This is a genomic window from Acuticoccus yangtzensis, assembly GCF_001927245.1.
In the GTDB taxonomy this organism is placed as follows: domain Bacteria; phylum Pseudomonadota; class Alphaproteobacteria; order Rhizobiales; family Amorphaceae; genus Acuticoccus; species Acuticoccus yangtzensis.
On the sequence record NZ_MJUX01000003.1, the window covers coordinates 280,866 to 298,357 of the forward strand.

General features: G+C 67.6%; 21 protein-coding genes. 20 read left to right on the top strand and 1 reads right to left on the bottom strand.

Going from position 1 to position 17,492, the window contains the following annotated elements; all coding sequences use genetic code 11:
- The first annotated feature begins 16 nt into the window (after window positions 1–16).
- From mmsB to BIX52_RS10595, 17 genes are all read left to right on the top strand, one after another.
- Entirely contained in the window at window positions 17–913 is an 897-nt protein-coding gene (mmsB, locus tag BIX52_RS10515; RefSeq protein ID WP_075221016.1) for a 3-hydroxyisobutyrate dehydrogenase, read from the top strand.
- 139 nt (window positions 914–1,052) lie between these two features.
- Window positions 1,053–1,571, top strand: coding sequence for a MarR family winged helix-turn-helix transcriptional regulator (locus tag BIX52_RS10520; RefSeq protein ID WP_083548654.1), 519 nt, complete (start codon window positions 1,053–1,055; stop codon window positions 1,569–1,571).
- Window positions 1,572–1,786: 215 nt separating this feature from the next.
- On the top strand, window positions 1,787–3,079 hold the full coding sequence (locus BIX52_RS10525; protein ID WP_083660161.1) for a L,D-transpeptidase family protein: 1,293 nt from the start codon (window positions 1,787–1,789) through the stop codon (window positions 3,077–3,079).
- A 280-nt stretch (window positions 3,080–3,359) separates the two neighbouring features.
- Complete coding sequence (gene glyA / locus BIX52_RS10530; RefSeq protein ID WP_075221019.1) at window positions 3,360–4,655, top strand: serine hydroxymethyltransferase; 1,296 nt, start codon at window positions 3,360–3,362, stop codon at window positions 4,653–4,655.
- 19 nt (window positions 4,656–4,674) lie between these two features.
- Entirely contained in the window at window positions 4,675–5,163 is a 489-nt protein-coding gene (nrdR, locus tag BIX52_RS10535) for a transcriptional regulator NrdR (RefSeq protein WP_075221020.1), read from the top strand.
- Window positions 5,156–6,310, top strand: coding sequence for a bifunctional diaminohydroxyphosphoribosylaminopyrimidine deaminase/5-amino-6-(5-phosphoribosylamino)uracil reductase RibD (gene ribD, locus BIX52_RS10540; RefSeq protein WP_075221021.1), 1,155 nt, complete (start codon window positions 5,156–5,158; stop codon window positions 6,308–6,310). The genes nrdR and ribD overlap by 8 nt, the downstream gene beginning before the upstream one ends.
- Window positions 6,311–6,919, top strand: coding sequence for a riboflavin synthase (locus BIX52_RS10545; RefSeq protein ID WP_075221022.1), 609 nt, complete (start codon window positions 6,311–6,313; stop codon window positions 6,917–6,919).
- A gap of 46 nt (window positions 6,920–6,965) precedes the next feature.
- Window positions 6,966–7,451 (top strand): 6,7-dimethyl-8-ribityllumazine synthase, encoded by a 486-nt coding sequence (locus BIX52_RS10550; protein ID WP_075221023.1) that lies wholly within the window; start codon window positions 6,966–6,968, stop codon window positions 7,449–7,451.
- Complete coding sequence (gene nusB / locus BIX52_RS10555) at window positions 7,448–7,933, top strand: transcription antitermination factor NusB (protein ID WP_075221024.1); 486 nt, start codon at window positions 7,448–7,450, stop codon at window positions 7,931–7,933. The genes BIX52_RS10550 and nusB overlap by 4 nt, the downstream gene beginning before the upstream one ends.
- Complete coding sequence (locus BIX52_RS10560; RefSeq protein ID WP_075221025.1) at window positions 7,926–8,840, top strand: alpha/beta fold hydrolase; 915 nt, start codon at window positions 7,926–7,928, stop codon at window positions 8,838–8,840. Before nusB ends, BIX52_RS10560 begins: the two co-directional genes overlap by 8 nt.
- A complete protein-coding gene (gene thiL / locus BIX52_RS10565) occupies window positions 8,833–9,801 on the top strand; it encodes a thiamine-phosphate kinase (protein ID WP_245803168.1) in 969 nt (322 codons plus the stop codon). Before BIX52_RS10560 ends, thiL begins: the two co-directional genes overlap by 8 nt.
- A 95-nt stretch (window positions 9,802–9,896) precedes the next feature.
- Entirely contained in the window at window positions 9,897–10,568 is a 672-nt protein-coding gene (locus tag BIX52_RS10570) for a hypothetical protein (protein ID WP_075221027.1), read from the top strand.
- A 201-nt stretch (window positions 10,569–10,769) separates the two neighbouring features.
- Window positions 10,770–10,874 carry an aa3-type cytochrome c oxidase subunit IV gene (locus BIX52_RS22835; protein ID WP_075221202.1) on the top strand — a complete coding sequence of 35 codons (105 nt, stop codon included), beginning with the start codon at window positions 10,770–10,772 and terminating at the stop codon, window positions 10,872–10,874.
- Window positions 10,875–10,919: 45 nt separating this feature from the next.
- Window positions 10,920–12,077: a Re/Si-specific NAD(P)(+) transhydrogenase subunit alpha gene (locus BIX52_RS10580; protein ID WP_075221028.1), complete on the top strand. Its 1,158-nt coding sequence runs from the start codon at window positions 10,920–10,922 to the stop codon at window positions 12,075–12,077.
- Between the two features lie 93 nt (window positions 12,078–12,170).
- The gene (locus tag BIX52_RS10585; RefSeq protein ID WP_108676545.1) at window positions 12,171–12,665 is read left to right on the top strand and encodes a proton-translocating transhydrogenase family protein; all 495 of its coding nucleotides are present in this window, start codon (window positions 12,171–12,173) and stop codon (window positions 12,663–12,665) included.
- A gap of 100 nt (window positions 12,666–12,765) precedes the next feature.
- Window positions 12,766–14,172, top strand: coding sequence for an NAD(P)(+) transhydrogenase (Re/Si-specific) subunit beta (locus tag BIX52_RS10590; RefSeq protein ID WP_075221029.1), 1,407 nt, complete (start codon window positions 12,766–12,768; stop codon window positions 14,170–14,172).
- A gap of 33 nt (window positions 14,173–14,205) precedes the next feature.
- Window positions 14,206–15,174, top strand: a complete 969-nt coding sequence (locus BIX52_RS10595) for a 2-hydroxyacid dehydrogenase (RefSeq protein WP_075221030.1) — start codon at window positions 14,206–14,208, stop codon at window positions 15,172–15,174.
- Between the two features lie 350 nt (window positions 15,175–15,524).
- Here the strand turns inward: BIX52_RS10595 and BIX52_RS10600 are convergent, their stop codons facing one another.
- A complete protein-coding gene (locus BIX52_RS10600; protein ID WP_075221031.1) occupies window positions 15,525–15,860 on the bottom strand; it encodes an Omp10 family outer membrane lipoprotein in 336 nt (111 codons plus the stop codon).
- A gap of 221 nt (window positions 15,861–16,081) precedes the next feature.
- Between BIX52_RS10600 and BIX52_RS10605 the strand changes: the two genes are divergently transcribed.
- From BIX52_RS10605 to BIX52_RS10615, 3 genes are read left to right on the top strand one after another with little or no spacing between them, the layout of a single operon-like run.
- On the top strand, window positions 16,082–16,540 hold the full coding sequence (locus tag BIX52_RS10605; RefSeq protein ID WP_075221204.1) for a GNAT family N-acetyltransferase: 459 nt from the start codon (window positions 16,082–16,084) through the stop codon (window positions 16,538–16,540).
- 30 nt (window positions 16,541–16,570) lie between these two features.
- Window positions 16,571–16,915, top strand: coding sequence for a TfoX/Sxy family protein (locus BIX52_RS10610; RefSeq protein WP_075221032.1), 345 nt, complete (start codon window positions 16,571–16,573; stop codon window positions 16,913–16,915).
- Between the two features lie 41 nt (window positions 16,916–16,956).
- A complete protein-coding gene (locus tag BIX52_RS10615) occupies window positions 16,957–17,442 on the top strand; it encodes a GNAT family N-acetyltransferase (RefSeq protein WP_075221033.1) in 486 nt (161 codons plus the stop codon).
- Window positions 17,443–17,492 lie beyond the last annotated feature (50 nt).

Consider the following 17,492-nt stretch of genomic DNA (forward strand, 5'->3'; position numbering starts at 1 on the left):
CCGCAGGGGAGGAACTATGGCAAAGATCGCCTTCATCGGCCTCGGGAATATGGGCGGGCCGATGGCGAAGAACCTCGTGGCGGCCGGTCACGACGTGACGGGCTTCGACCTGTTCGCGGACGCGCGGCTGCACTTCGCCCAAGGCGGCGGCCGGGCGGCGGAGACATTGGAGGCCGCGGTCATCGGCGCCGAAGTGGTGGTGACGATGCTGCCCGCCGGCCGCCATGTCGCCGATGTGGTGGCGGGCGAGGCGGGGGTCCTTTCCTTCGCGGCGCCGGGGACCCTCCTCATCGACTGCTCCACCATCGACGTCGCGACGTCGCGCGAGGTGGCGGAGAAGGCCGCACAGAAGGGCGTCGCGATGATCGATGCGCCCGTGTCCGGCGGTGTGACGGGTGCTGCCGCGGGAACCTTGACCTTCATGGTCGGCGGGCCGGACGAGGCGTTTACCCGCGCGCGGCCGCTGCTGGAGGTGATGGGCAAGACGATCGTCCACACCGGCGCGGCGGGGGCCGGGCAGGCGGCCAAGGTCTGCAACAACATGATCCTCGGCATTTCGATGATCGCCGTCAGCGAGGCCTTCAATCTTGCCGATGCGCTGGGGCTGGACCGGCAGAAGCTGTTCGACGTGTCGTCCACCGCGTCCGGCCAATGCTGGGCGTTGACGTCCTACTGTCCGGTGCCGGGGCCGGTGCCGACCTCGCCCGCCAACCGGGACTATCAGCCGGGTTTCACGGCGGCGATGATGCTGAAGGACCTGAACCTTGCCCGTGACGCCGCCGAAACGACCGGGACGGCGGTGCCGCTCGGCGGCGCGGCGCAGGCGGTCTACGAGGCGTTTTGCGCCGCTGGGGGGGACGCGACGGACTTCTCCGGAGTCATTCGCCATCTGCGCGGCGAGGGCGGCTCCTGAGCCGCCGCACCATGTGACGTAAAAGCCACGTCGATTGCGTTCACCATTGGTTAAGGCTGCGACTTAAGATCCGCTTTAGCGCATGGGGCCAACCTCGCGGAAAAGCGCCCGAATGGGCCGATAACCAAGAGGCAGACCCATGAACTTTGTGGTGCGGCAGACGGAATGTGACAGGGTGATGGATGCCCCTGTCACCCCACGCGGAAGTGATGCGTACGTGGAGGCGATCCGGCTCATCGAGCGTGCGCACCGAAGGTTTCTCGACGTGGTGAAGGACGAGCTCGACCGTGTCGGTCGGGACGAGATCAACAACGTGCAGGCGGTCCTCCTGCACAATCTGGGCGAGGAGGAGCTGACCCCCTCCGAGCTGAAGACTCGCGGCTATTATCTCGGCTCCAACGTCTCCTACAATCTGAAGAAGCTGAACGAGCTCGGCTATCTGCAGCAGCGAAAGTCCAACCGGGACCGGCGCACGGTGCGCATCTCGGTGACCGAGAAGGGCGCCGAGGTCGCCGGCCTGGTCGACAACCTGATCAACCGGCATCTGCAGTCGCTGGGGCCGATCGGCGGGGTGGATGCCGCGCAGCTCGGCGAGGCGACGCAGACCTTGCGGCGGCTGGACCGGTTTTGGAAGGACCAGGTGCTTTACCGTCTCTAAGGCGGGCGGGCTTGCTGTGACCTGTTGTCACCGGGCGCCCTGATCAGGCGCCGGGTGATCGCGGAGAGGCCGGTTTGCGGACACATCGGGGCTGTTCACCAACGCGTGAACGGCCCCGATCCACGTCCGGCTCCCCGCACGTAACGTTGTTCCTTTACCTTTTTGGTGGTACCGGCACAGAAGTTTGGCGAGTATGGGGGGGTCGAGTGACCATTTTGCCACGTCGTTCCACCGGCGCCCGCTGGGGTGTCCTCGGGTTGGGCTTTGCGGTGCTGGCGGCACTTGCCGTGCCGGCATCGGCGCAGGATATCGGTCAGAGCCCGCTCGCCGCTTTGCAGGACTACAAGCACCAGGCCGAGTGGTCGGACAGGTTCGATGCGACCCTGCCCGAGGTCCGTTCGGTCAATTCGCAGCTTCCGACATTGTCGCCTCAAGCGCTGGGGCGGATGCAGGTGGCGATCGAGCAATATCGCACCATCGCGGCCTCCGGCGGATGGCCCCAGGTGAACTCGCCGCGCACGGCTCTGCAGCTTGGGGCGCGCGATTCCAACGTGCCGGTGCTGCGCCAGCGCCTCGCGATCACCGGTGATCTTCAGGACCGGGGCGGGCGGCAGGACGTTTACGATTCCTACGTCGCGGCGGCGGTTCGCCGGTTCCAGATGCGCCACGGCCTGCCGGCGAGCGGCATTCTCGACGCGCCGACCTTGATGGCGATGAACGTCCCCGTTCATGTGCGCCTGCGCCAGTTGGAGACGAACTTCAACCGCATCCAGGAGAAGGCGAACGCGGGGCTCGGCGACCGCTATGTTCTCGTCAACATCCCTGCGGCGGAGATCGAGGCGGTGGAGAACGGAATGGTCCGCTCCCGCCACACCGCGGTGGTGGGCAAGGTGGACCGGCCGAGCCCGATCCTCACCTCGCGGGTGCATGAGATCAACTTCAACCCCTATTGGACGGTGCCGGTGTCGATCGTGCGGCGCGATCTGATCCCGAAGATGCAGCAGGATCCGTCCTACCTCGCGAACCAGAAGATCCGCATTTACAAGTGGGGCGACGAGTCACGCGAATATTCGTACAACGAGATCGACTGGTACACGGATGAAGCGGTGGATTACATGTTCCGCCAAGATCCGGGCGAGTTGAATTCGCTGGGGACGGTGAAGATCAACTTCCATAACCAGCACCAGGTCTATCTGCACGACACGCCGCAGAAGGGTCTCTTCGGCGAGGGTGCGCGGTTCCACTCGTCGGGCTGCGTGCGGGTGCAGAATGTGCGCGAGCTGATCACGTGGCTGTTGGCGCCGAACGGGTGGACGCGGGCGCAGGTGGACCAGGTCATCCGCTCGGGCGAGCGGCTGGACGTGCCGACCGACCTGAAGACGCCGATCATGTTCGCCTACATCACCGCCTGGGTGAATGCGGACGGCGTCGTCCACTTCCGCGACGACATCTACAACATGGACGGTGCGGCGACGGCCTCCCTCGGCGGCGGCGCCACCTACCAGTAATCGCGCGACATTCGGATCGAGAGGCGGCGGGGCACCGGGTGTCCCGCCGTTTTCGTGTCCGGGATCTCGCGACACGGTCACAGCGCGCGTGCGTGACTTCTATGCGGATAGCGTATGGTCTGGTCATTGCGTGCGAAGCGCACGGTCACTATGGTCCGCGCGCGCGTCACCGCGCGGCCGCCAGCGCGACGGGACGGGCCGCGGCGACACGCCCCTGCCGCCCGTCCGATCCGACGCCACATCTATGGCGCCAACACGTATTGACCATGAGGAGGCGCGTATGAGCCTGCGCGAAGCCGCCCTGACCCGTTCCTTTTTCGACCAGTCGCTGGCCGAGACGGATCCCGAAATCGCCCGCGCCGTGGCGCTGGAGCTGGAGCGTCAGCAAAACGAGATCGAGCTGATCGCGTCCGAAAACATCGCCTCGCGGGCGGTGATGGAGGCGCAGGGCACGGTGCTGACGAACAAATATGCGGAAGGCTATCCGGGCCGCCGCTATTATGGCGGCTGCCAGTTCGTCGACATCGCCGAGGAGTTGGCGATCGAGCGGGTGAAGACGCTGTTCGGTTGCGATTTCGCCAACGTGCAGGCCAACTCGGGCAGCCAGGCGAACCAGGCGGTGCTGCTGGCCTGCGCCAAGCCCGGTGATACGCTCCTCGGCATGGGGCTCGATGCCGGCGGTCACCTCACCCACGGCGCCAAGGTCAACCTGTCGGGCAAGTGGTTCAATGCGGTCGCGTATGGGCTGGACCCGGCGACCGGCCTCATCGATTACGACCAGGTGGCGGCGCTGGCGGCGGAGCATAAGCCGTCCGTCATCATCGCCGGTGGCTCGGCCTATTCGCGGCTGATCGACTTCGCGAAGTTCCGCGAGATCGCCGATTCGGTGGGCGCGGTCTTCCACGTCGACATGGCGCACTTCGCCGGTCTCGTGGCAGGCGGGGTGATCCCGAGCCCGTTCCCGCACGCCCACGTGGTGACGTCGACGACGCACAAGACGCTGCGCGGGCCGCGCGGCGGCATCGTGCTGACGAACGACGAGGCGATGGCGAAGAAGATCAATTCGGCGATCTTCCCCGGCCTGCAGGGCGGCCCGCTGATGCATGTCATCGCGGCGAAGGCGGTTGCGTTCCACGAGGCGCTGCAGCCGGCCTACAAGACCTATGCGCACCAGGTGGTGGAGAACGCCAAGGCTTTCGCCGAGGCGCTGAAGGGGCACGGCTTCGAGGTCGTCTCCAACGGCACCGATACGCACGTGATTCTGGTCGACCTGCGCCCGAAGCGGGTAACGGGCAAGGACGCGGAGAAGGGCCTCGGCCTGTCGTCGATCACCACCAACAAGAACGGCGTGCCGAACGATCCGCAGAAGCCGATGGTGACGTCGGGCATCCGCGTCGGCACCCCGGCCTGCACCACGCGCGGCTTCGGCGTGGCCGAGTTCCAGGACGTAGCGCGGATGATCGCCGAGGTGGTCGACGCGATGGACCAGGGCGGCAACGTGGACGAGGCGGTCTCCAAGAAGGTCCGCGAGGAGGCGCACGCTCTGACGGCGCGCTTCCCGATCTACGCCGACTGAGCCGGAGGCACGCGGCGTCATGCGCTGCCCCTATTGCGGCGCTGACAACAGCCAGGTGAAGGAATCGCGGCAGACCGAAGAGGGTGCCGCGATCCGCCGCCGCAGGGCGTGTGCCATCTGCGGCGGCCGCTTCACGACCTTCGAGCGGGTGCAACTGCGCGAGCTGACCGTGGTGAAGCGGTCGGGCAAGCGCGAGCCGTTCGATCGCGACAAGCTCGCCCGTTCCATCCAGATCGCGACGCGCAAGCGGGCGGTCGGCGAAGAGGTGCTCGAGCGGATGATTTCGGGGCTGGTGCGCCAGCTGGAGTCACGCGGCGAGAGCGAGGTGACCGCATCCGAGATCGGCGAGCGGGTCATGGAGGCGCTGAAGGGCCTCGACGACGTCGCCTATGTGCGCTTCGCCTCTGTCTATCGCAATTTCTCCGAGGCGCGGGATTTCGAGGCCTTCGTGACCGAGCTCGCCCAGAGTGTCGGCAAGGGCGGCGCCCACGAGGGCGAGGATGACTGACAGGCCACCGGGTGACGAGGCGCCGCGGCCCGAGGACGCGCGGTTCATGGCGGCGGCGCTGTCGATCGGCCGGCAGGGGAATGGGCGGACGGCGCCCAACCCGTCCGTCGGCGCGGTAATCGTCAAGGACGGCGTGATCGTCGGGCTGGGGCGTACGGCCGATGGCGGACGGCCGCACGCGGAGGTGGCGGCACTGGCGATGGCCGGCGAGGCAGCGCGCGGGGCGACGCTCTACTGCACGCTTGAGCCGTGCTCCCACTACGGCAAGAGCCCGCCGTGTGCGGACGCGGTGGTGGCTGCGGGGATCGCCCGTGCCGTCGTGGCGATCGAGGATCCGAACCCCGAGGTGGCGGGGCGCGGCACACGGCGGATGCGCGACGCCGGGATCGCGGTCGTGATCGGCGAGGGTGCGGCCCAGGCGACGCGCGACATGGCCGGACATTTGACGCGCATGCGGTTCGGCCGCCCCTTCGTGACGCTGAAGATGGCCGTGTCGCAGGACGGGGCGATCGGCCGGCGCGGCGCGGGGCAGGTGGCGATCACCGGACCCGAGACGCGGCGGCGAGTTCACCTGATGCGCGCCGAGCATGATGCGATCGCGGTCGGCATCGGCACGGCGCTGGCGGACGACCCAGCGCTCACCTGCCGGTTGCCGGGCATGGCGGACTTGTCGCCGCACCGGGTGGTGTTCGACGGCGACGCGCGCTTGCCGCCGGACGCGGCGCTGATGCGAGGGCCCGCGAAGGCGATGGGCGGCGTCCGCGGCCCGACGGTGATCACGGCAACGGATGCGAATCCGGCGCGGGTGGCGGCGCTGACGGCTGCGGGGGCGCACGTTGTGAGCGTCGCGCGGCACGGTGGCGGGCGGAACGGGGGCGGGCGGCTCGACGTCGCGGCCGGGCTGTCGGCGTTGGCGGCGATGGGGGTGACCACGCTGATGGTGGAAGGCGGCGCGGCGCTGGCCGAGGCGCTGTGGGCGGCCGACCTCGTCGACAGGGCCGTATGGATCGAGGGGCCGGTAGCGCTCGGCGGCGACGATCTGATATGCCCCTTCGGCGGAGCGGGGCGGGCAAGACTTGCCGAACGGCTCAGGTTAAGCCACCTGTCAGCCATCGGCGCAGACCGTTGGACTTTCTGGCAGCGATAAATGTTTACAGGCATCATCAGCGACGTCGGCACGATCGTCGCGCGCGAACCCTTCGGCGACGGGGCGCGCCTCACCATCGAGACCGCGTATGACGCGGCGTCGATCGCCATCGGCGCGTCGATCGCCTGCGCGGGCTGCTGCCTGACGGTGACGACGTTGGAGGCGCTGCCGTCCGGCTCGCGCTTCACGGTGGACGTGTCGTCGGAATCCATGGACAAGACGACCATCGGCACCTGGGCGGTGGGGCAGGCGATCAACCTGGAACGCTCGCTGAAGGCGGGTGACGAGCTCGGCGGGCATCTGGTGTCCGGCCATGTGGACGGGCGGGCCGAGATCGTGGACCGGGCGGACGAGGAAGGGATGACGACCTTCACCTTCCGGCCGCCGGTGGAGCTTCTGCCGCTGATCGCGCACAAGGGATCTGTGGCGCTGGACGGCACGTCGCTGACGGTTATCGAGCCCGGCACCACCTTCAGTGTGGCGATGATCCCCCACACTCTGGCGGTGACCACATGGGGGGATCGGCAGAAGGGCGACCGTGTCAACATTGAAGTCGACACGATTGCGCGGTACGTGGCGCGCCTTGTCGACGCGCGGACGGCGGCCTGAGACGGCCGGATCTGGCCGGGCCGGCAGCCGCTGACGGACGGCCGGCATGACGCTCGCCGCCTCGGGCGGCACACTTGAGGACGACCCTATGGCTGCACGTGCGCTCATCATCGAGGCCCGTTTTTACGACGACATCGCAGATATGCTGCTGGAGGGCGCACGGGCCGAGTTCGCCAAGCGCCGCTTCGAGTCGGACGTGATCAGCGTGCCGGGCGTTTTGGAGATCGCGCCGGCGCTCGCCATGGCGCTGACCTCGGCACGGCGGCGGGACCTGCCTTATTCGGTGTTCGCGGTTCTGGGCTGCGTCATCCGCGGCGAGACCTATCATTTCGAGATCGTGGCCAACGAGGGCAACCGGGCGGTTGTGGACCTTCAGGTGGCCAACCGTCTGGCGCTGGGCAACGGCATTCTGACGGTGGAGAACAGGGAGCAGGCGGTGCTGCGGGCCGATCCGAGGAAGAAGGACAAGGGCGGTGATGCCGCCGCGGCCGCGATTGCGCTCTACGACCTGCGCGAAGCGCTGAACCGATGAAAGCGCCGCGAAAAGAGCATAAAGCGCGGCCTGCGAACAAACGGGCCGTCGCGCGTCTGGCCGCGGTGCAGGCGCTCTATCAGATGGACGTCACCGGATCGGGTGCGCGCGATATCGTGAAGGAGTTCGAGCTGTTCCGTCTGAAGCAGGACATGGACGGCGAGGAGCTTCGGGCGATCGACATGAACTGGTTCGACGGCATCGTTTCGGGCGTCGTGGCGCACCAGCGGGCAATCGACAAGGCGGTCGACGAGACGCTGAAGGAGGGGTGGCCGCTGCACCGCATCGACCTCACCTTGCGTGCGGTTCTGCGGGCAGGCACGTTCGAGCTGATGCACCGGGAGGACGTGCCGATGCGGGTGGTCGTGTCCGAATATGTCGAGGTGGCGAAGGCCTTCTTCGGCGGCGACGAGCCGAAGCTGACGAACGGCGTGCTGGATGCCATCGCCCGTCAGGTGCGGCCCGAGCAGGTGAATGGCTGAGGCGCCGGAGCGCTTCACGGTCGAGACGCCGGTGCTGCGTATCGCGGCGGAGGCGTCGGGCCCCGAGGATGGGCGGCCGATCATTTTGCTGCACGGTTGGCCGGATGGACCGCGCACGTGGGACGCGGTGCTTCCTGCGCTCCATGGTGCCGGCTACAGGACGATCGTCCCCACCCTGCGCGGGTTCGGGGAGACGGAGTTTCGCGACGGCGCCACGGTTTCGGCGGACCTCGAGGCGCTCGGTCAGGACGTTCTCGATTTCATGGACGGCATGGGGCTCGGCGAGGCCATCGTCGCCGGGCACGACTGGGGTGCGCGGGCGGCCTATGTGGCGGCTCATGCGGCGCCCAAGAGGGTGACGGCGTGTATCGCGCTGTCGGTCGGCTGGGGCACCAACACGGCGGACCAGGTGGTGCCGCTGTCCCAGGTGCAGGCCTATTGGTATCACTGGTTCTTCGCGACGCCTTATGGCGCGGCGCGGCTGCGCGAGGATCCGCGCGGGCTTGCGCGCTATGTCTGGGACATCTGGATGCCGGATTTCCCGTTCACGGACGCCGACTTCGAGGCGACGGCGCCGATGTTCGACAATCCGGTCTGGCCGGATGTGACGATACACTCCTACGCGATGCGCTGGGGCAATGCGGCGCCGAACCCCGACTACGACGGGCTGCGGGCGGCGCAGAAGGCGGACATGACGATCCGCGTGCCGACATTGATGCTGCACGGCGGGGCGGATCCGGTGACGGATGCGGCGACGTCGGCCGGCAAGGAGGCGCTGTTCGCGGCGCGCTATGAGCGTCACGTTCTGCCGGGCGTGAACCATTTTCCGACGCGCGAGGTGCCGCAGGAGACGGCGCGGCTGATGCTGTCTTTCCTGGGCGCTTCCGTGGGCGCTGCCGGTGGATGAAGACGGGCTGATCGCCACCCTGTTCGCACCGCTGGCGACGGACGAGGGGGCGGACAAGCTGGGCGACGACGCGGCGGCCTTTGCGGGCGGTCCGGGCGACGTCGTCGTGACCTGCGACGCCTTGGCGGCGGGGGTGCATTTCTTCCCAGAGGACCCGCCTGCGGCGATCGCGGCGAAAGCGCTGAGGGTGAACCTTTCGGACTTGGCGGCGAAGGGGGCAGAGCCGTTCGGCTATCTGCTCGCCCTTGCGCTGCCGCCCGGCCTTGCGCCGGAATGGGCGGAGGGTTTCGCCCACGGGTTGGCGGCGGATCAGGCGCGTTACGGTGTCTCGCTGATGGGGGGCGACACGCTGCGGGCCTCGCCCGGCGGCGGTGTGACGATCACAGTGACGGCGTTCGGCCGCGTGGCGTCGGGGGCGACGGTGCGGCGCCGCGCGGCGCGGGCCGGCGACGCGGTCGTGGTGACGGGAACGATCGGCGACGCGGCGCTGGGGCTGCGGGTGCGGCTCGGCGATGCGTTGGGGCTGGGGGCTGAGGATCGTGCGGCGCTGGAGGCGGCCTATTTGTGGCCCGAACCGCCGGTCGCCGCGTGGCGCGCGGTGGCGGCCCACGCGCGGGCGGCGATGGACGTGTCGGACGGGCTGATCGGCGACCTTGCGAAGATGTGCCGGGCCGCGGGCGTGGGGGCGCGGCTGGACCTTGACGCGGTGCCCTTGTCGGCCGCGGTGTGCCGGGCTGTCGCGGCCGATCAGGCGGCCTTCGACCGGGCGGTGACGGGGGGCGACGACTACCAGATCCTCGCCGCCGTGGCGCCGGAAAGGCTCAGCGCCTACCTGGCGGCGCTGAGTGCGTGCGGCTCGGAAGGGTCCGTGATCGGCGAGGTGGTCGCGGGGGCGGGCGTGGCGCTGACGCGCAGCGGCGAGGCGGCGCAGGTCGACGACGGTCGCTTCCAGCACTTCTGACCCGCCGGGCGCCTCCGGGTGCGCTTCGACGGGCTGACAAGGCCGCACGACTTCACTAGGACCGGTACCCAGTATGGTGGTGGTCCAGGTGCCTTATGCGTGAAATCGTGATCGTCGGCTTCCCGAAGTGCGGGACTTCGGCGTTGATTCGCCGGTTCGCGGAGGAGGAGGACGTTCACGTTCTTTATGCGGCCAACGGCCATGTGGATGCGCTGTTTCCGGATCGTTCGAATTTGCCGGCCGACAAAGTCATCGTCCACAAATGCCCCACCTATATTTTGAAGCGCGATTATCTGCTGCGGTTGCGTGAAATGGTCGGGCCGGCGGACATCGTCGTCTGCTATCGGCGCCTGCCTCGCGTGTTGTTGTCGTGGCACAACATGCACCGGCGTATTGCCCGCACCGGGGTTCAGCCCAACCATTTCGTGCACCGCGAGCCGGAGTTCTGGGCAAATTGCTCGGTCGATGACTATTATCACAAGAGCGCCCATCGGTTTCGGATGGATATGTTCTTCGACCAGTTGCTGCGGCTGTTTCCGGACGAGCAGGTGACGGTTGTCGCGCAGGAAAAGATGGCCCGCTCGGTGACGAACGTTGTGAAACTTCTGAAGGGTGAGCCGGAAGTGGAGGACGAGGCCGAGGCGCACATGGGCTATGCGGACCGGGCGGACGCGGATATTGCGCCCGACGTGCTTGAGATCCTTGAGGAGACCTACCAGCGCTTCCTGGCGCGTGTGGCGGCGTCGGGCGTGCGGTCGATCACCTGAGAAAGCCCGACGCGACGGGCACAGCGGACCTTGCCCGAGCCGGACTTATGCAACAGGAGGCGCGCGAAGGGCCTTGGCTTGCACACGCTTTCTTGCCAGCGTTGGCCTCGCCGACTAGAAGGCGCGCAACGGAGGACACCAATGGCCAGCGATCCCACTTTCTCTTTCGTCGACGAGGACGGAAACCCGCCGCGCACGTCCATGGAGGACCATGTCCGGACGTATGAGGCCTTCATCTCCATCACAAAGTGGGGCATTGGCATTGTTGTCTTAATCGTCGTGCTTATGGCAATGTTTCTGCTCTAATAAACGACAGTGCCAGCCTAAAAGCTGCGCAGGAGGAGATTGCGCGTGAAGATCGCCGTTCCGGTCGAGACCGAAGACACGCGCGTTGCCGCGACGCCCGACGTCGTGAAGCGCTATGTGGCTGCCGGTGCCGACGTTGCCATTCAAACCGGGGCGGGTGCGGACTCGCGCATCACCGACCAAGCCTACAAGGACATGGGTGCGACCATCGTCGCATCCGCGGCCGAGGCGGTGGATGGGGCCGATATCATCCTCACTGTTCGCCGCCCGAGCGCCGAGGTGCTGGGGGCGGCGAAGTCCGGTGCCTTCATCATCGGCGCGTTGGACCCCTATGGCGACCGCGAGGGGCTGCAGGCGATGGCCGATGCGGGCCTTTCGGCGGTGGCGATGGAGCTGATGCCGCGCATCACCCGCGCCCAGTCGATGGACATCCTGTCCTCGCAGGCCAACCTCGCCGGCTACCAAGCGGTGATCGACGCGGCGGCGACCTATGACCGCGCGATCCCGATGATGATGACCGCGGCGGGCACGGTTCCGGCGGCTCGGATCTTCATCATGGGTGCCGGTGTGGCGGGTCTTCAGGCGATCGCCACGGCGCGCCGTCTGGGTGGCGCGGTGTCGGCGACGGACGTGCGGCCGGCGGCGAAGGAGCAGGTCGCCTCGCTGGGTGCCAAGTTCATCGCGGTCGAGAACGAGGAGTTCAAGGCGGCGGAGACGGCTGGCGGATATGCCAAGGAAATGTCCGAGGACTACCGCAAGCAGCAGGCCGAGCTGGTGGCCGCGCACATCGCCAAGCAGGACATCGTGGTGACGACGGCGCTGATTCCGGGCCGTCCTGCACCCAAGCTGATCACGGCCGAGATGGTCGCGTCGATGAACCCGGGGTCCGTGATCGTCGACCTCGCGGTCGAGCGTGGCGGCAACGTCGAGGGATCGGTCGCGGGCGAGGTCGTGACGGTGGGTCCGGCGACGATCATCGGTTACCGCAACGTTCCGGGGCGGATCGCGGCTTCGGCCTCGCTACTCTACGCCAAGAACCTCTACACCTTCATCGACACGGTGCTTCTCGACAAGGAGAAGGCTTTCGCGCCGAAATGGGACGACGAGCTTTTGACGGCGACCCTTTTGACGCGTGACGGCTCGCTGGTTCACCCGAACTATGGCGGGACGAAGCCGGCGGCGATGGCTGCGTCGGCGAGCTGAACTGACTGACCCGATTATCGAGAGCGCTGGCTGTCCGGGCCGGATGCGCGATCCAAGGAAAAGAGCATGAACGAGGACAACGCCGGCGCCGCGATGGAAGCGGCCCGCACCGCCGCAGAGGCTGCCGCGCGCTCCAGCGAGGCGGCGCAGGCGGCCACCGCTGCGGCCCAGGCGGCGACTCAGGCGGCGGATGCGTCGATGGCCGCCTCCCAGGCGGCGGACGCGGCCGGCCATGCGGCGATGCAGGCCGATGCCTTGGCCGTCGCGGCGAGCGCGGCGACGGCGGGCGCGATCGACCCGACGATTTTCCGCCTCGCGATCTTCGTGCTGGCCATTTTCGTCGGCTACTATGTTGTGTGGTCGGTGACGCCGGCGCTGCACACTCCGCTGATGAGCGTCACCAACGCCATTTCGTCGGTGATCGTGGTGGGGGCGCTTTTGGCGACGGGCGTCTCCTTCGCCGAGGCGGACGGGGCGCTGTGGGCGAAGATCTTCGGCTTCTTCGCGCTGATCCTGGCGTCGGTGAACATCTTCGGCGGCTTCCTCGTCACCCAGCGCATGCTGGCCATGTACAAGAAGAAGCGATGACCTTGCCCGCCCTGCGGTCCGCCGAGGCGGCCCGCGCGTTCCGATTGACCGCAGCCGCGCATGATGTGGCGGCCAAGACCAAGAAGCGACTGGACGAGCAATGAGCCCCAACATCGCAGCGATCCTCTACCTCGTTTCCGGGGTGCTCTTCATTCTGGCGCTCCGCGGCCTTTCGCACCCGGAGACGAGCCGCCAGGGCAACCGCTTCGGCATGATCGGCATGACGATCGCGGTGCTGACCACGCTGATCTCGGCGGGTCCGGACGTGTTCGGCTGGATCCTGATCATCGCCGGTCTCGGCATCGGCGGCGGCATCGGCGCGGTGATGGCGAAACGCATCCCGATGACCGCGATGCCGCAACTCGTGGCGGCCTTCCACTCGCTGGTGGGTCTGGCGGCGGTGTTCGTGGCTGCGGGCGCGCTCTATGCGCCGGAGGCCTTCGGCATCGGCACGCCGTTCCACATCAAGGGCCTGTCGCTGGTCGAGATGGCGCTTGGCGCCGCGATCGGCGCGCTGACCTTCACGGGATCGGTGATCGCCTTCGCCAAGCTGGACGGGCGCATGTCGGGCAAGCCGATCCTTCTGCCGGCGCGTCACCTGATCAACGGCGGCCTCTTCGTGCTGCTGATCCTCCTCATGGTCTGGTTCGTGGGCGCGGACGAGCAGGTGCTGCAGCAGCGCTTCCTGTTCTGGCTCATCGTGCTGGCGGCGCTGGCGCTGGGCGGTCTCATCATCGTTCCGATCGGCGGCGCCGACATGCCGGTGGTCGTGTCGATGCTGAACTCCTATTCGGGCTGGGCTGCTGCCGGTATCGGCTTCACGCTTGGTAACACGGCGCTGATCATCACCGGTGCTCTGGTGGGGTCCTCGGGTGCGATCCTGTCCTACATCATGTGTAAGGGCATGAACCGGTCCTTCATCTCGGTCATTCTCGGCGGCTTCGGCGGCGAGAGCGGCGGTCCTGCGGCCGACATGGGCGACAAGACGGTGAAGATGGGCTCGGCCGAGGACGCGGCCTATCTGATGAAGAACGCGTCGTCGGTCATCATCGTGCCCGGTTACGGCATGGCGGTGGCGCAGGCCCAGCACGCACTGCGCGAAATGGCGGACGCGCTGAAGGCCGAGGGGGTGAGCGTGAAGTATGCGATCCACCCTGTGGCGGGCCGTATGCCGGGGCATATGAACGTGCTCCTGGCCGAAGCGAACGTGCCCTATGAAGACGTGTTCGAGCTGGAGGACATCAACTCCGACTTTGCGCAGACGGACGTCGCCTATGTGATCGGCGCGAACGACGTGACGAACCCGGCCGCGCGGGACGATCCGTCATCGCCGATCTACGGCATGCCGATCCTGGATGTGGACAAGGCGAAGACGGTGCTCTTCTCCAAGCGCTCGCTGGGCTCGGGTTATGCTGGCATCGACAATGCGTTGTTCTACAAGGACAACAACATGATGCTGCTCGGCGACGCGAAGAAGATGGTCGAGGAGATCGTCAAGGCGCTCTGACGGCATCTCATCGACTGGAAGGACTTCCCGACTATGCGCGTTGTGACGATCGTTTGCCCGCCTGCCTTGAGGGAGCGGCTGCCGGCCGCTCTCGGCCCCGATGTGGAGGTGGTGACCTTCCCGCAGGAGGCCTGCAACACGGCCGAGCACGACGGGGACTTCCGACCCGACGACGTCGTGATCTCGATGGAGATGCGCCGGCCGGGCGGGATGACGCCGAAGCTGGGGCTGGTCCAGCTCTCGGGCGCGGGGACGGACCGGATCGACCTTGCGACGGTGGACCCCTCCATTCCGGTCTGCAACGTCTTCGATCATGAGATCCCGATCGCCGAATATGTGATCGCGACGATGCTGGAGTGGCAGATCCGGCTGGGGGCGATGCGGCAGGGCTTCACGGCGGAAACGTGGGCGTCGCGGACGGCGGCCCCCGCGACTCACGGTGAGCTTTACGGCAAGACGCTGGGTGTCGTCGGGTTCGGGCGCATCGGCAAGGAGGCGGCTGTGCGGGCCTCGGCCTTCGGGATGAAGGTGATCGCGGTGGCGCGGCGGCCCGATGGCGGCCCGGCCGACGAGGTGCACCCGACCGAGGCGCTGGCCGACGTGCTGCCACGCTGCGATTTCGTTCTCGACACGTTGCCGCTGACCGAGGCGACGCGCGGTCTGTTCGACGCCACGATGCTGGCGGCGATGAAGCCGACGGGCGTGATCATCAATGTCGGGCGCGGCGGGACGATCGACGAGGAGGCGCTGTTCGAGGCGCTGTCCAAGAAGACGATCGGCGGCGCGATCATTGACGTGTGGTATCAGTATCCGCGTGAGCCGGGCGAAGCGCCGCCGCCGTCGCGGTTCGACTTCTTCAGCCTCGACAATGTGATCATGACGCCGCATGCGTCGGCGATCACCGACGCCCTGTGGGACCGGCGCGCGGCGACGATTGCCGAGAATGTCCGGCGGCTGCAGGCGGGCGAGCCGCTTTTGAACGTGGTCCGCGCGGCGCAGTAGGCGCGTGCTGCCCGCTCAGGCGCGCTGAGGGCGGATGTCACGGTGTACCGTTGGCGGTCTGCAGTGATGTGGAGACCACCAACGGCCGACCCGCGCGCAAACACCCGAATGATGGACGGCCGGCTTGGACGCCGCCGGTGGTGCGGTGCCCTCCCGGGTCAGCGCTCGGGCCGTGCGCGCTCAAGCCGTGCTTGAGCTCTGTTCATGGCTTGGGGCGAGCGCTCGCGCTCGCCGCGGGGCACACGGGTCGTCGTTGAATAATCAACGACATGCGCGATGGGCGGCACGGCGGGCGCAGGAGTGCCGTGGCAGAAGGGGAGGTCCGGCGGCTATTCGGGCGCGGTGCTTGGTTACCGCACGCGCGTCATGGTGAAGGGCTGGCCGGCGGACGGAGTGCAGGACAGTTGGCGGCTGGACAGGAACGTGCAGGTTGCCGCACGAGTCTCGTTCGCTGCGATCGACGTCCAGGACAGGCTGACGGTGCTTTGGGTGCGAGTATAGCGCCCGTCCGCGACGACGACTTCGCCGGTGCCGGTGAGGCGGGACGTAAAGGCGCCCGTCTGGAATGTGGCGATGAAGATCCCGTCGTCCGAGGCCCAGTTTCCGTCGATGGTCGACGAGGACCCGCCGCTGACGCAGCCCGCCAACAGGGCCGTGAGGCCGAGGGTGATGACGATGGCGCGCATGACGGGTTCCTTTCCAGGTAGCGGCGGGTGGCGGGCCCGGTGGGTGGAGAGTGCGCGTGCATGCGGCGGGGTTCAACCGGCCGCATGTCGCGGGGGCGGGTCGAGCACACGATTTGAGTGGGTTTGCGGTGCTGATGCAACGATCCCTTATGGAGTTCGAACAGGCGGTGCGGCATGTGTCGGGCGCCGTATGAGCACGGCGGGGCGAGGGAGGTATGGCGATGGGGCAGATCGTGTTTCGCGAAGCTGAGGCCGGTGATGTCGGCGCCGTTGTGGCACTTTTGGCGGACGACATGCTGGGGTCGGCGCGCGAGGAGGTGAGCGACCCGCCGCTTGCCGCCTATCTGGAAGCGTTCGAGGCGATGCGGGCCAATCCGCTGGACCGATTGATCGTCGCCGATCGCGACGGGGCGGTCGTGGGATGCGTGCAGCTCACTGTGTTGAACGGGTTGAGCCGCAAGGGCGCGCGGCGCGGGCTGATCGAGGGTGTGCGCGTGGCGGCGTCGGAGCGGGGCACGGGCGTCGGCGAGCGGATGATACGCCACGTGATGGATCTGGCGAAAAACGAGGGCTGCCGGATGGTGCAGTTGACGACGGATGCGTCCCGCACGCGGGCGCAGGCGTTTTACAAGCGGCTGGGCTTCGTGGCGTCGCACGTGGGGATGAAGCTGGAATTTTAAGCGCGGCGCGGCGGGGTTGGAGCTGCTGGTATGGATGCGGCGGATGTGGCGGACCTCTTCGCGCCGTTCGGCCCGGTGCGGATCAAGCGGATGTTCGGCGGCCTCGGCGTCTGGGCGGACGACGTGATGTTCGCGTTGGTGTTCGACGGCGAAGTCTATGCGCGGGTGGACGACGGCAACCGCGCGCTGTTCGCGGCAGAGGAATGCGCCGCCTTTTCCTATACGCGCGGCGCCAAGGTGGTGGAGCTCGGCTATCGCCGCCTGCCGGCCGATGCGTTCGACGATGCCGACAGGTTGGCGCTGTACGCTGAGGCCGCGCTCGAGGCGGCGCGGCGCAAGGCTGCCGCGAAGACCAAGCGGCGCGCTGGGCGCTGACGCTTCGCCGTGGGGGCGAAGAGAGATGGAGGCGATGGCCGATGAAGATCCGCCGGGCAGAGAAGAGCGACCAGGCGGCGGTGTGGGGGATTATCGGCCCCATCATCCGCGGCGGGGCGGAGTATGCGCTGGACCGCGACATGAGTGAGGGCGACGCGCTGGCCTATTGGTATGGGCCGGAGAAGGAGACGTGGGTCGCCGAAGTGGATGGGGTGGTGCTGGGTTCCTACTACTTGAAGGCGAACCAGGCTGGCGGCGGACGCCATGTCGCCAACTGCGGCTATACGGTGTCGGACGAGGCGCGGGGCCGCGGGATTGCACGGGCGATGTGTGAGCACTCGCTGGAGCGGGCGCGGGAGGCGGGGTTCAGGGCGATGCAGTTCAACTTCGTCGTCGCGACGAATGTGCGGGCGGTGGCGTTGTGGGAGCGGATGGGGTTCCGCACGCTGACGCGCCTTCCCGGCGCGTTCATGCATCCCGACCAGGGCGAGGTGGATGCGCTGGTGATGTACCAACGGCTCGATTGAGGCGCAGCGGGCAGCGAAAGCGGCGGGTGCGGTGTTCGTCGGCGCGCGTC

Coding starts and splice junctions, on each gene's coding strand:
- BIX52_RS10545 (WP_075221022.1), top strand. CDS start 6,311: ATGTTTACAGGCATCATCAGCGACGTCGGCACGATCGTCGCGCGCGAA.
- BIX52_RS10550 (WP_075221023.1), top strand. CDS start 6,966: ATGACGCTCGCCGCCTCGGGCGGCACACTTGAGGACGACCCTATGGCT.
- mmsB (WP_075221016.1), top strand. CDS start 17: ATGGCAAAGATCGCCTTCATCGGCCTCGGGAATATGGGCGGGCCGATG.
- BIX52_RS10585 (WP_108676545.1), top strand. CDS start 12,171: ATGGAAGCGGCCCGCACCGCCGCAGAGGCTGCCGCGCGCTCCAGCGAG.
- BIX52_RS10590 (WP_075221029.1), top strand. CDS start 12,766: ATGAGCCCCAACATCGCAGCGATCCTCTACCTCGTTTCCGGGGTGCTC.
- BIX52_RS10560 (WP_075221025.1), top strand. CDS start 7,926: ATGGCTGAGGCGCCGGAGCGCTTCACGGTCGAGACGCCGGTGCTGCGT.
- BIX52_RS10520 (WP_083548654.1), top strand. CDS start 1,053: ATGAACTTTGTGGTGCGGCAGACGGAATGTGACAGGGTGATGGATGCC.
- BIX52_RS10595 (WP_075221030.1), top strand. CDS start 14,206: ATGCGCGTTGTGACGATCGTTTGCCCGCCTGCCTTGAGGGAGCGGCTG.
- BIX52_RS10605 (WP_075221204.1), top strand. CDS start 16,082: ATGGGGCAGATCGTGTTTCGCGAAGCTGAGGCCGGTGATGTCGGCGCC.
- glyA (WP_075221019.1), top strand. CDS start 3,360: ATGAGCCTGCGCGAAGCCGCCCTGACCCGTTCCTTTTTCGACCAGTCG.
- nrdR (WP_075221020.1), top strand. CDS start 4,675: ATGCGCTGCCCCTATTGCGGCGCTGACAACAGCCAGGTGAAGGAATCG.
- nusB (WP_075221024.1), top strand. CDS start 7,448: ATGAAAGCGCCGCGAAAAGAGCATAAAGCGCGGCCTGCGAACAAACGG.
- BIX52_RS10600 (WP_075221031.1), bottom strand. CDS start 15,860: ATGCGCGCCATCGTCATCACCCTCGGCCTCACGGCCCTGTTGGCGGGC.
- ribD (WP_075221021.1), top strand. CDS start 5,156: ATGACTGACAGGCCACCGGGTGACGAGGCGCCGCGGCCCGAGGACGCG.
- BIX52_RS22835 (WP_075221202.1), top strand. CDS start 10,770: ATGGAGGACCATGTCCGGACGTATGAGGCCTTCATCTCCATCACAAAG.
- BIX52_RS10570 (WP_075221027.1), top strand. CDS start 9,897: ATGCGTGAAATCGTGATCGTCGGCTTCCCGAAGTGCGGGACTTCGGCG.
- BIX52_RS10615 (WP_075221033.1), top strand. CDS start 16,957: ATGAAGATCCGCCGGGCAGAGAAGAGCGACCAGGCGGCGGTGTGGGGG.
- BIX52_RS10610 (WP_075221032.1), top strand. CDS start 16,571: ATGGATGCGGCGGATGTGGCGGACCTCTTCGCGCCGTTCGGCCCGGTG.